This window comes from Bacillus thuringiensis (assembly GCF_001595725.1).
In the GTDB taxonomy this organism is placed as follows: Bacteria; Bacillota; Bacilli; order Bacillales; family Bacillaceae_G; genus Bacillus_A; species Bacillus_A thuringiensis_K.
Map to the genome: position 1 here is coordinate 5,153,932 of NZ_CP014282.1, position 12,658 is coordinate 5,166,589.

Here is a 12,658-nt window from a genome sequence, read left to right on the forward strand (position 1 = left end):
GATGAAATTATATGAGTAAAAAACCTGAAAAACAATGTATTTTGAACATTCGGAAAAATAAAGGTTAATCTTTACAAGGAAAACGTTACCACGTGTTACACAATCTTTCTTTACAATATATAAGGGGTTTCTTGATACACGTAATAATTCAGCCAATTAGAGAATAATAGATTCCCATGGCTCCTCCACCGTACAAGCGGCTTCTCATTTGGATTATTATGCTTAAAATAGTTTTTCGGCACATCAATATTTAACCCTTTTTGGCGGTCCCGGTCGTATTCTTGCTTTAACGTGTCACAACTATATTCACTATGCCCAAGCGCAAACACTTGTCTTCCTCCTTGCCCAATAACAAGGTGAACACCTGCTTCCTCAGAGTTTGCTAACAGTGTTAATTCTGTCACCTCTCTAATATCACTCTCTCGTACTTCTGTATGACGAGAATGCGGGGCAAAAAACAATTCATCAAACCCTTGTAACAGTTTCACATGTTGCTCGCAAACTTCATGTTCAAACACACCGAACATTTTTTCCTTAAGAGGATACTTTGGAACGCCATAATGATAGTACAAACCAGCCTGTGCTCCCCAGCAAATATGAAGCGTAGATGTTACATTCGTTTTTGAATACTCCATAATATGTTTAAGCTCTTCCCAATAATCTACCTCTTCAAAAGCAAGGGTCTCCACTGGCGCTCCTGTAATAATAAGCCCATCAAACTTTTCATTTTCAATATCACGAAACGTTTTATAAAAGCTTGTTAAATGTTCTTGCGTTACATTACGAGATAGATGTGATTCCATATGAAGCAAATGAACATCTAATTGTAACGGTGTGTTTCCAATTAAGCGAAGTAATTGCGCCTCTGTATCTTGCTTCGTTGGCATTAAATTTAATATAGCAATTTTCAAAGCACGTATATCTTGTGTTTCTGCCCGCTCCTTCGTCATTACAAAAATATTTTCTTTTTGCAACACTTTGCGAGCCGGTAAATCTTTATCAATTATGATCGGCATGTGTTTTGCCTCCAACTAGAGCTGCTTCTAAATCTGCAATAATATCAGAAACATCTTCTATACCAACCGATAAACGAATTAAATCAGATGTAACACCAGCTAAACGCTGATCTTCAGCATTTAATTGTCTATGCGTCGTACTAGCAGGATGTATAACGCAAGTTCGTGCATCAGCTACGTGCGTTACGAGAGTTGCTAGTTTTACATTTGCGATAAATTCTTTTGCTGCTTCTAATCCGCCTTTAATACCGAAAGTTAAAACACCACTAGCACCTTTTTTCAAATACTGTTGTGCTAATGAGTAATTTTCATTACTATCTAAGCCCGGATAATTCACCCATTCAATACGTTCATGATTAGCAAGCCAATTAGCAACTGCAAGAGCATTTTCACTATGACGTTCCATTCGTAAATGCAATGTTTCTAAGCCAATATTGCTAATATATGCATTGAATGGGCTCATACAATTTCCATAATCTCTTAATAGCTGAACACGTGCTTTCACAATATACGCTGCTGCACCAAAGTTTTGAACGTAACTTACACCATGATAACTTGGATCTGGTTCAACAAGTTCAGGATACTTCCCATTTGTCCAATCAAAGTTTCCACCGTCAATTACAATACCGCCTAAGGAGCTCGCATGCCCATCGATATATTTAGTCGTAGAATGAACAATAATATTGGCCCCATGTTCAAACGCCTGGCATAAATAAGGAGTTGCTAATGTATTATCAACGATAAAAGGTACCTCTAATTCTTTAGCGGCAGCTGAAAATTCTTTAAAATTTAAAACATTCATCGCTGGATTTCCTAACGATTCTGCATAGATAAGTTTCGTCTTGTCATTAGCAAGCGCCGTAATTTCATCTGCCGTTAAATTTGGATTAAAGAACGTAACATCAATGCCCAGTTTACGCAAACTCACTCCAAATAAATTAAACGTTCCCCCGTAAACCGTTGAAGAACAAAGTAAATGATCCCCACTACTACAAATATTTAAAACGGCGAGCATAATAGCTGCTTGCCCAGAAGCCGTTGCAACAGCTCCTACACCGCCTTCTAAATCTGATAACTTCTGCTCAAATGCGGCTAGAGTAGGGTTTCCAATACGCGTATAAATATATCCTTCTGCCTCTAAGTTAAATAGAGCTGCTAAATCATCCGAAGTATCGTATTTATACGTTGTGCTTTGATAAAGTGGTAAAACACGTGGTTCACCATTCTTTGGCGTATAGCCACCTTGCACACAAATCGTTCCTTTTCCCCATGATTCTCCCATCTCTCATTCTCCTTTCTTTTATACAAAATAAAAAACTGCCCCTTTCCTGAAAACAAGAAAGGAGCAGTTTGAAAACACGCTCTAAAGGCTCTTTCTTATCTCTCAGGATTACTACCTGCAGGATTTGGCACAATTCCGTTATACGGCTGTTGCCAAGGTTTCATCGGGCCTGTCCCTCCACCTTTTCTTGATAAGACTATGCAATTACCGTTGATTTTATAGCAATAATTTCCTAATGTCAAACAGTTTTTCTGAATGTTCTAAAATAAATGTTAACAGTTTCATATAAAGCAACAAAAGAATTATATTCCATACTAACTCGAAAAATACCTTAGAAAAAAATGATTCATGTAAAATAAACCCGAATCATCTATTTTCATTAAACAAACTGTTTTAATAGAGCGTATAATTCTTCAAAATTATGCAATTCATATGTCGGTATAATCCCACTATCATTTAATTTTCTTTCTGGATTAAACCAACAAGTATCAATTCCCGCTACATATCCACCTTTAATATCAGCGCTTAATGAATCTCCAATAATCAGCCCTGCTTCAGGTGCAAAGTTAGGAATCCGTTCAAAAACATAATCAAAATACTCTTTCATCGGTTTTTGAAAACCTGTATCTTCCGAAACAAAAACATCTTTAAATAATGAATGTAAACCTGCATTACGCAAACGTTTATCTTGCGTCTTAGAAACACCATTTGTCACTATATACAATTCATACTCTCCTTGAATTTGATTTATAAATTCAAACGCACCTTGCATGAGTTGATTTCCTTCTTCTAAGTAGTTACGATAATTATTTTCGAATAATATTCCATCTACTTCTTCTCCATACTCTTTAAACAACAGAGAAAATCGTGTATTTACAACTTCATTGCGTGATAGTTCTCCTTTTTCAAAAGCATCCCAAAGACCTTTATTTATTTTTTTATAACGAGCCTCTATCTCGTCTGTTAAAGGGATTCCCTTCTCTTCAAAAAGCACCCGTAAAGCCACTTTTTCAGCCCTTTGGAAATCTAGTAATGTATCATCTACATCAAATAACAATGTTTTATATTTTTTCATAAATTCATCACACTCTCTTTTCTACAAAAACAAATTTACATAAATCGTATCATTCCTTCTTGTAAAGATAATAGGAGATATCTCATACTATACATGGGGGGTGAAAATATGAAAATCAGCAAAAATGAGGAAGAAATTTATCAATACATGCGAATCCATCAATTCCATACCCTATTTTCATTTCATGTCTTGCCATATGTAGAGCTGCATTCTTTTCAAACGAAAGAGATGATATGTAGCGAAGGAAATGCTCTCCCTTATCTCTATTACTTAATTTCTGGGAAAGCAAAAATATATATGAGTCATCAAAACGGGAAGGTTTCATTAATTAACTTTATTCAAGCACCATCTTTTATCGGAGAATTAGGATTAATAGGAGTAGAAAATATTACTAAATCCGTTGAAGTACTAGAAGATTGTGTATGTTTGGCACTTCCTCTTAAAGATTGTCAGCAACTTTTATTACAAGATGCAACGTTTTTACAGCACTTATGTAAATTTATTGGAGAAAAGACAATTACTCGCACTGAAAATTACGCAAAAAACTATAGTTATCCTTTTGAAAATCGATTAGCTGCTTTTATTTTATTAACAGAGCAAAATAATTGTTATATAGAAAAGCATACCGAGGCCTCGGAATATTTAAATGTCAGCTACCGTCATCTTTTATATGTATTAAATCAGTTTTGCCAACAAAATTATTTAAGAAAAGAAGGCCGAACATATTATATACAAGATCGAAATACATTAGAAAAACTTGCTGATGAACTAAAAATATAAAAAACAGCATTAACATGTAAACGTTAATACTGTTTTTTCGAGTGACGATTATAATTTTAATTAAAATTCACTTGCTACTTTAGCTGCTTCTTCAAGACCTGCAGCGATGATTTCTTCTGCTTTATCTGGGAATTGGTTATGCCCTTCAATAACTACTGTTTCCATGTTTGTTGCGCCGAAGAAGCCCATCATACTTGCTACATATTTAACAGCCATTTCTACCTCAGCTGCTGGACCTTCTGAATATACGCCGCCTCTTGCATTTAATAATGCAATCTTCTTATCTCCGATTAGGCCAACTGGACCCTCTGGCGTATATTTGAACGTTTTACCAGCACGGTTTAAATAATCAATATATGTGTGCAATACTGCTGGAATCGTTAAGTTCCATAATGGGAAGCCGAAAACAACTTTATCAGCTTCTAGGAATTGATTTAAATACTTATCAGCAACTGCTACTGCTTTTGCTTCTTCTTCTGTTAAATCAAAGCCTTTACCTGCCTTGAATGTACCATTGATCATGTCTACGCCTACATATGGTAATTCTTCTTTATATAAATCAAGTTCTACTACTGTATCATTTGGGTGTGCTTCTTTATAGTTTGCTAAAAATGCCTCATATAATTTTACACTAACTGCTTGTTCCGCTGGACGGTTATTTGCTTTAACGAATAAAACTGTTGCCATTATTTATTCCTCCTAGTACTCACTCTTATGTTGTTATATGCTTTCAAAAAAGGTATCCCTTGTAATTGTTGTTTTGTTGCTTACCAACATATTCTATCTTTATATAAAGACAATTTCGTCCTCACATAGACGTATTTTTCCATAAAAAAAGTCCACCTTCTAAAGGCGAACTTGGTCTTACGACTTTCGTCTTATACAATTCCATTTTTCACTGCATATAATGCCGCTTGCGTACGATCAGATAAATTCAACTTACTCAAAATGCTACTTACATGCGCCTTAACTGTCTTTTCTGTAATAACTAAAACAGATGCAATTTCCTTATTGCTCATCCCTTTTGCTAATAGCTGCAATACTTCATTTTCTCTCGCTGTTAGCACATCCACTTGAATAGAAGGTTCTTCTTCCTTTTCTTCTACAGGTAATGTTTGAGAGAGAAGAGCATTTGCTATATCCGGATGTAATTGAATATTACCTTTATATGCGCTTCGAATAGCCTCAACAAGCTGATCCGGTTCTACATCTTTTAAAATATACCCACTTGCTCCAGCCCTTAATGCAGGTAACACATGCGCCTGATCAGAAAAACTAGTCAATACAATTACTTTCACATTTGGATACTCTTTTTTAATATATGCCGTCGCCTCAACACCATCCATTTCAGGCATATATAAATCCATTAATATAACATCAGGATTTGTTTCTCCTACTTTCACTAACGCTTCTTTCCCATTATTCGCTTCTCCAACTAACTCTAAATCTTCCTGTGTACTTAAGAAAAATGCTAATCCTTTTAAAACAACTGTATGATCATCAACTAACAATACTTTTATTTTCACGAACTTCCCTCATTTTCACATCATAATGGTACGTTTATTTTTACACTTGTTCTTTTCTTATCACTTACAATTTTAATTGTTCCACCAACTAATTCTACTCTTTCGCGCATCGTAGTCATACCTAGTGATTTCTTTTCTTTTATATTCTTTTCCACAAAGCCCTTTCCTTCATCAACTATTTCTAATGATACATTTTTCTCATTCACTGTAAAATAAATCGTCGCTTCTTTTACACCTGCATGCTTACTTACATTGTTCAGTGCTTCTTGGCCTATGCGCCACAAACCTTCTTCTACTACACGCGGTAAATCACGAACACCCGTAACTTGCTCCCTTATTTTCAGTCCCAAATTTTGACCGTACTTCTTTAGAGCTGGCAATAATCCTTTTTCTAATCCTGCCGGACGAAGCTGCCAAATTAATGTCCTCATTTCTTTCAAAGCTCCTTGCGCAAGTTCACGCATCTCATGCAAAGATTGATCTACCTTTTCATTTTTACCTTTTAAAACTGCCTCGGCGCCTTTTGTCATGAAGGTTAATGAAAATAATTTTTGCGAAACAGAATCATGTAAATCTCTTGCTAGCCGATTTCTTTCTTCCATTCTTACAAGTTCACGACGCTGTTCGTTTAGCCTTAAATTCTCTATTATTAATGAAACATGGTTCGACAGCGCTTGAATTACATCTATTGTATTAGCATCAAACCCTCCATTATTCAAGCTAACACATAAAACACCAAATATATGGTTTTGAATATGTATTGGTGTAGCAATAACAGCTCGATTTAGATGTACATTATGTCCTATTTGATGTTTTATTAGAACTGGTTGATCTTGCTCTAACGCCTTCTTGGCCGCCTCTTTTACATCCTCTTGTAATTCTTCCTGAACGTAAGACGCTCGCAAAGATAATTCTTTTTCCTCCCTAATAAAAAGCGCCACTTGATTCCATTGAAATACTTCACCTACGTGATTTACCACCTTTTCAGGTAATACATTAAACTTATGAATCGTTTTTAAATCTTGAATGAAACGCTCTAATTTCACATAATAATGTGCTCTTCTTTTTTCATTTTCATATAATTTTGTTCGCTTTAAAGCCGTACCAATTTGGAAAGCAACCGATTGGAGTAATACTAATTCTTCTTCCGAAAAATGTGTTTTACCCGGACTTGCAACATTTAACAACCCAAATTTTTCTCCTCCAGCTTTTAAAGGAACAGTAGCATGATGAAGAATGCCCTCCGTATCTCCCCAATTATATTCAATTGCATTATTAATTCTTTTACATTCAATAATATTAACGGCTCTTTCTAATTTCCCATCTACAAAACCTCGTAAACACCAACACTCACCTTCGCACATCGGGCGTTTATTTTCATATGTAAGTGCCTCTGGTAATTGGTAATCAATCAACTTCGTATACTTCCCATTTTCATCCGCAAGAAAAATCCATCCTGTCGTTAAGCCTGTTACACTTAGTAATTTCTCTAGGACAGCTTGCAATACATGATATGTATCATTTGATGTATTTAATGTTTCTGCAATTTCCTTTAATATAACTAATTCATTTGTACGATTATCTCGAAACATACTCAGTCTCCTGCATACAAGATTTTAAATAGCTCTTAAAATAAATCATCTACTTTTCACTTTGTACTTATTCGTAACATTGATATAATGGTGAGAACATAGTTTTCATTATATCACTCGAGGGGGCTTTCATAATGACATTAAATAAAGCACTTACTATCGCTGGTTCTGACACAAGTGGCGGTGCTGGTATACAAGCAGATTTAAAAACATTCCAAGAACTGGGCGTATACGGAATGACATCTCTTACAACAATCGTAACGATGGATCCACATAACGGTTGGGCACATAACGTATTTCCAATCCCAGCTTCTACATTAAAACCACAATTAGAAACAACAATTGAAGGTGTTGGCGTAGACGCTTTAAAAACAGGTATGCTTGGATCAGTAGAAATTATTGAAATGGTTGCAGAAACAATCGAAAAGCACAATTTCAAAAATGTAGTAGTTGACCCTGTTATGGTATGTAAAGGTGCAGATGAAGCATTACACCCTGAAACGAACGATTGCTTACGTGACGTTCTTGTGCCAAAGGCATTAGTTGTAACGCCAAACTTATTTGAAGCTTACCAATTAAGCGGTGTGAAAATTAATTCTCTTGAGGACATGAAAGAAGCAGCGAAGAAAATCCACGCTTTAGGTGCCAAATACGTACTAATTAAAGGTGGAAGCAAACTTGGTACGGAAACTGCAATCGACGTCCTATATGATGGAGAAACATTCGATCTTTTAGAATCAGAAAAAATTGATACTACAAATACACACGGCGCAGGTTGCACATATTCTGCTGCAATTACAGCAGAACTTGCAAAAGGAAAACCTGTGAAAGAAGCAGTAAAAACTGCTAAAGAATTCATCACAGCTGCTATTCGTTACTCATTCAAAATTAACGAATACGTAGGTCCAACTCACCATGGTGCATATCGTAAATTCGTTGTATCAAAAGAACTTGTCTAATATATAAATAAAAAACACTCACAAAGTTCATACATTGCCTCTGTGAGTGTTTTTTATAAGCTTTATGTCTTCTGGTCATCTTATCTTTAAGATGCAGAGCTGACCTTATTTCTCCCATTTCGTTTCGAGTAGTATAACGCATCATCCGCCGCTTGAATAAATTGCTCCGGTGATTCTTCATATTCTGAAACTCCTACCGAAACCGTAATTTTTATTTTCTTTCCATCTAACAATTGAAATGGGTGATTTTCAACAGCTGTACGAATTTGCTCGCCCACACGAACTCCGTAAGCTAATCCCATATTTGGTATCAAAAGCGCAAACTCCTCTCCACCCTTTCGAAAAGCCAAATCCGGAAATTGTGAAGTTTCTCGTAAAATACATCCTACTTGTTTTAACACTTCGTCCCCTGCAGGATGCCCATACATATCATTTACATACTTAAAGTGATCAATATCTATAAGCAATAAACAAAATGGATCATTTTTCATGTTCTTATTACTAATATGACGATTCATCTCTAAATCAAACTGCCTTACGTTTCCTAGTCTTGTCAATGCATCTATCGTCGCGTATTGCTTCATCGTTTGAAATAACTCGTTAGATTGTAAAACATAGTTTGCACTTATGAATGTTATGTAACCTGTAGTAATACTAGAAATGAAATATAATCCTACTACTTGAATGTCTTTAATTAACCATATATATAGCGCTGGAATTAGAATAGATAAAATATATGTGTGTAACCATACCCACTTTTCCCCTAAGGAAAGCCTCATACGCGAAAGAAAGATGCTACCTATTCCTATTGCAATGATTGTATAAAAAGCCACTTGAGAAGCTAATGAATAATCCATAAATAATAGCCTAATTACTAAAATCATACCTACAGTTATAGTACTTGCTATTGGTCCTCCAATTATAACGGCTAAAATGACAGCTAAGTAGCGCAAATCTAATAGGATAGTACCAACATGAACACCGAAATACATTAGCAATATACCTAATATTCCAGTAAAAATACCGACTACACATTTCTGCCAAAAAGAGAATCCTTCTTTTAACGGCTTATCCCTTAAAAGCTGTCCTCCAATAAAAATAAAGGAAAGAATAATTGTTGTATTTACAAATAAGTCTCTTAACATAAAATAATCTCCCTACTTTTCCATCTATCCCCTTCCTCACTTTATTGTATACGAAATACCTTTAATTCCCAAAGTTTTTGTTTATTTTTTGCTGTTCCACGTGAAACAGCAAAAAATAAAAAGGGCGAAAACTCGCCCTTTTTTCATTAACAACAGCGTGATATTTTTCCACCCTTTGCGTTAAATCTTGCTTCTTGTGCCTCAGCAAAAAACTGCTTTTGACATAAAACCTCTTCTTCAGGATGATGTTGTTTCATATGCTCTACGTATACTTCATAACTTGGTACCCCAACGAGCAAACTAATAAAGCGTTTTCTTTCACTCCATACTTGCCACAACTTTTTAAGCATAGTTCCTCGACTCACTTTCATCTCTAGGAATATATGGTGCCTCTTTTAACGGCATTGGCTTATTTCTTAATACTTGGATCCAAATTCGAAGTGCTGAAATTAACACAGCAATTACAACTATCATAAAAATTCCGCAAAGCGCTGCATCGATATAATCATTGAAAATAATTTGCTTCATTTGAGCGACATTTTTAGCTGGCGCTAACACTTTTCCCTCATCTAATGCTCCCTGAAATACCTTTGCATGCGATAGAAATCCAATTTTAGGATTTTCATGAAATAGCTTTTGATACCCCGCCGTCATCGTTACAATCAGCAACCCGACAGTTGGAATAAGTGTTACCCAAACGTACGCCTTTTTTCCCATTTTGAACAAAATTGTCGTTCCAAGTAATAATGCAATACCTGCTAGCATTTGATTTGCAATACCGAAAAGTGGCCATAATGTATTAATTCCACCGAGCGGATCTATTACCCCTTGGTATAAAAAATATCCCCACCCTAATACACATAATGTTGTAGCGATTACATTCGCTAATGTAGAATCCGTTTTCCCAAATGGCTTATATACATGCCCTAAAATATCTTGAATCATAAATCGGCCGACACGCGTTCCGGCATCAATTGTTGTTAAAATGAATAGAGCTTCAAAGAGAATCGCAAAATGATACCAAAATGCCATCATGGCCGTTCCACCTATTACTTGTGAGAAAATATATGCCATACCTATCGCTAATGTTGGCGCACCACCTGTACGTGATAAAATCGTTTGCTCTCCAACATTTACAGCGAGATCTTTTAGTTCATTTGGTGTAATAGCAAATCCCCATGAGGAAATAACTTGAGCTGCCTGCGAGACATCTGTACCGATAAGTGCTGCGGGACTATTAATTGCAAAATACGTTCCCGGTGTTAATACACAAGCTGCAATCATCGCCATCGCTGCTACAAACGACTCCATTAACATTGCTCCATAACCGATTGGCTGTGCGTGTCCCTCTTGCTCAATCATCTTCGGCGTCGTACCTGATGAAACGAGAGCATGGAATCCAGACACTGCACCACAAGCAATAGTAATAAATAAGAACGGGAATAAGTTTCCAGAGAACACAGGACCAGTTCCATCAATAAATTTTGAAACTGCTGGCATTTGTAAATCTGGTGCTACAATTAAAATACCGATTGCTAAACCTACAATTGTTCCGACTTTTAAAAATGTACTTAAATAATCACGTGGTGCTAATAACATCCAAACTGGTAATGCAGATGCAATAAATCCATATACAATAAGCATAATAGCAATTGTTTCACCACTAAATGTGAACATACTTGCAAGTGTTGGATTTTCTGCTACATACTGTCCTCCAACAAGAGATAAAATAAGTAGGATAATACCAATTACTGATCCTTCTCCAACACGACCAGGCCTAATATACCGCATATAAACTCCCATTAAAATAGCGATAGGAATCGTTGCTGCTATCGTAAACATTCCCCAAGGACTTCCGATTAGTGCCTTTACTACGACTAACGCTAATACTGCTAATAAAATAATCATAATTCCTAAAATACCTATCATTGCAATTAGTCCTGTAGCAGGTCCAATCTCATCTTTAATCATTTCTCCTAACGATTTACCATTACGTCTCATCGAAGCAAATAAAATGACAAAATCTTGGACAGCTCCCGCAACAACTACCCCAACAATAATCCAAATGGTCCCTGGTAAATATCCCATTTGTGCTGCTAAAATCGGTCCCACTAAAGGTCCCGCCCCAGCAATCGCTGCAAAGTGATGTCCAAACAATACCCACTTATTTGTTGGAACATAGTCTTTCCCATCGTTTAATGTATGGGCTGGTGTTTGCCGATTATCATCTAAATTAAAAACCTTTCTCGCTATAAATCTACTATAAAAGCGATAAGCAACTGCATATACACATACGGCAGCTACTAAGAGCCATACAGCATTAATGGTTTCACCTTGTGATAAAGCTATTACCCCAAAAGCACCTGCTCCTACTGCTGTAATAACGCTCCAAAGTAAGATTGATTTCAATGTCTTCACATACAATTCCCCCAATACTATTTCTTAGTGGAGATTGTACTAAATTTTCTGAATATTTAACTTGAATCCTCCCTATCATGAAGGATTTTCAGTTTATCATGTTAAAATACTCTCATTACCTACTATAATTCAATGTTATTTCGAAGGCGTTTTACATAATTACGACTGACTGGAATCGGTTGCTCATCATACCTATCTAAATACAAATTATACGTGCCATTGTAATAAGGTTTCAGTTCTTTTACATATGACATATTAATTAAATAGCTTTTATGCACACGTAAAAAATCATATACATTTAGCTTATTTTCTAATTCCTGAAGTGTATATGTTGAAATATACTGATTATTCGTTGTGTAAATTGAAACAGTTTTATTTTCTTTATTTTTACTTACATATACGATATCTTCTGGAAGAATGTATCGTATACCCTCTTGACTTTCTATCGGTAGTTTACGCAAATAACTCTTTGCTTTCTCACCTTGTTCTTTACCTATTTTATATAAAAGAAATTGTAAATCTTCTTCACGAAATGGTCGTAATAAATAATAAAATGCTTGGAAACGAAAAGCTGTAATAGATTCTTCTATGTTTTCACCTACAAAAATAAATTTTGTATAGCAATTTATTTCTCGTAATAAACTTGCATATTCAAAACCAGTACCATCTAGTAATTTGGAACTTAAAAAAACAAAGTCTGGTATATGTTTTTTCATCATAAATAAAGATTCTGTTCCTGTCTTTGCTTCAAAACATTCTACATTTCTCATATTTTCAGTGAAATTTTCAGCTAACTCTCTTCTCTCTTCTGCCTCTTCCATGATCAGTAAAATTTTCATTTCTTCAACCACCTAATTCTTTGTCC

Annotated in this window: 12 protein-coding genes and 1 riboswitch; of the genes, 2 read left to right on the top strand and 10 right to left on the bottom strand. The window is 35.5% G+C overall.

Going from position 1 to position 12,658, the window contains the following annotated elements; genetic code table 11:
* Positions 1-110: 110 nt before the first annotated feature.
* The 3 genes from metA to AXW78_RS25970 all read right to left on the bottom strand — a co-directional run bounded on the left by metA (position 111) and on the right by AXW78_RS25970 (position 3,373).
* Positions 111-1,016 carry a homoserine O-acetyltransferase MetA gene (metA, locus tag AXW78_RS25960; protein WP_001121539.1) on the bottom strand — a complete coding sequence of 302 codons (906 nt, stop codon included), beginning with the start codon at positions 1,014-1,016 and terminating at the stop codon, positions 111-113.
* The gene (locus tag AXW78_RS25965) at positions 1,000-2,298 is read right to left on the bottom strand and encodes a bifunctional O-acetylhomoserine aminocarboxypropyltransferase/cysteine synthase (RefSeq protein WP_000504782.1); all 1,299 of its coding nucleotides are present in this window, start codon (positions 2,296-2,298) and stop codon (positions 1,000-1,002) included. Before AXW78_RS25965 ends, metA begins: the two co-directional genes overlap by 17 nt.
* 92 nt (positions 2,299-2,390) lie before the next feature.
* A riboswitch (SAM riboswitch) is annotated at positions 2,391-2,495 on the bottom strand.
* A 182-nt stretch (positions 2,496-2,677) separates the two neighbouring features.
* Positions 2,678-3,373: a YjjG family noncanonical pyrimidine nucleotidase gene (locus tag AXW78_RS25970; RefSeq protein ID WP_061884809.1), complete on the bottom strand. Its 696-nt coding sequence runs from the start codon at positions 3,371-3,373 to the stop codon at positions 2,678-2,680.
* Positions 3,374-3,481: 108 nt separating this feature from the next.
* On the opposite strand from AXW78_RS25970, the gene AXW78_RS25975 reads away from it, so the two are divergent.
* Positions 3,482-4,153 carry a transcriptional regulator YeiL gene (locus AXW78_RS25975; protein ID WP_000703323.1) on the top strand — a complete coding sequence of 224 codons (672 nt, stop codon included), beginning with the start codon at positions 3,482-3,484 and terminating at the stop codon, positions 4,151-4,153.
* A 60-nt stretch (positions 4,154-4,213) separates the two neighbouring features.
* Here AXW78_RS25975 and AXW78_RS25980 read toward each other — a convergent pair whose 3' ends face one another.
* The 3 genes from AXW78_RS25980 to AXW78_RS25990 all read right to left on the bottom strand — a co-directional run bounded on the left by AXW78_RS25980 (position 4,214) and on the right by AXW78_RS25990 (position 7,271).
* Positions 4,214-4,840, bottom strand: a complete 627-nt coding sequence (locus tag AXW78_RS25980; RefSeq protein ID WP_000246723.1) for an FMN-dependent NADH-azoreductase — start codon at positions 4,838-4,840, stop codon at positions 4,214-4,216.
* A gap of 191 nt (positions 4,841-5,031) precedes the next feature.
* On the bottom strand, positions 5,032-5,679 hold the full coding sequence (locus AXW78_RS25985) for a response regulator (protein WP_000695799.1): 648 nt from the start codon (positions 5,677-5,679) through the stop codon (positions 5,032-5,034).
* A gap of 20 nt (positions 5,680-5,699) precedes the next feature.
* On the bottom strand, positions 5,700-7,271 hold the full coding sequence (locus AXW78_RS25990; protein WP_061884810.1) for a GAF domain-containing sensor histidine kinase: 1,572 nt from the start codon (positions 7,269-7,271) through the stop codon (positions 5,700-5,702).
* A gap of 134 nt (positions 7,272-7,405) precedes the next feature.
* Here AXW78_RS25990 and pdxK point away from each other — a divergent pair, with 134 nt between their 5' ends.
* Positions 7,406-8,230, top strand: coding sequence for a pyridoxine/pyridoxal/pyridoxamine kinase (gene pdxK, locus AXW78_RS25995; RefSeq protein WP_000174252.1), 825 nt, complete (start codon positions 7,406-7,408; stop codon positions 8,228-8,230).
* Positions 8,231-8,316: 86 nt separating this feature from the next.
* Here the strand turns inward: pdxK and AXW78_RS26000 are convergent, their stop codons facing one another.
* The 4 genes from AXW78_RS26000 to AXW78_RS26015 all read right to left on the bottom strand — a co-directional run bounded on the left by AXW78_RS26000 (position 8,317) and on the right by AXW78_RS26015 (position 12,632).
* Positions 8,317-9,375 carry a GGDEF domain-containing protein gene (locus AXW78_RS26000; protein WP_000942903.1) on the bottom strand — a complete coding sequence of 353 codons (1,059 nt, stop codon included), beginning with the start codon at positions 9,373-9,375 and terminating at the stop codon, positions 8,317-8,319.
* Positions 9,376-9,521: 146 nt separating this feature from the next.
* Positions 9,522-9,725 carry a YbdD/YjiX family protein gene (locus AXW78_RS26005; protein WP_000914506.1) on the bottom strand — a complete coding sequence of 68 codons (204 nt, stop codon included), beginning with the start codon at positions 9,723-9,725 and terminating at the stop codon, positions 9,522-9,524.
* Positions 9,718-11,793 carry a carbon starvation protein CstA gene (gene cstA / locus AXW78_RS26010; RefSeq protein WP_061884811.1) on the bottom strand — a complete coding sequence of 692 codons (2,076 nt, stop codon included), beginning with the start codon at positions 11,791-11,793 and terminating at the stop codon, positions 9,718-9,720. The genes AXW78_RS26005 and cstA overlap by 8 nt, the downstream gene beginning before the upstream one ends.
* Positions 11,794-11,915: 122 nt before the next feature.
* Positions 11,916-12,632, bottom strand: coding sequence for a LytR/AlgR family response regulator transcription factor (locus AXW78_RS26015; RefSeq protein WP_000698257.1), 717 nt, complete (start codon positions 12,630-12,632; stop codon positions 11,916-11,918).
* Positions 12,633-12,658: the final 26 nt, after the last annotated feature.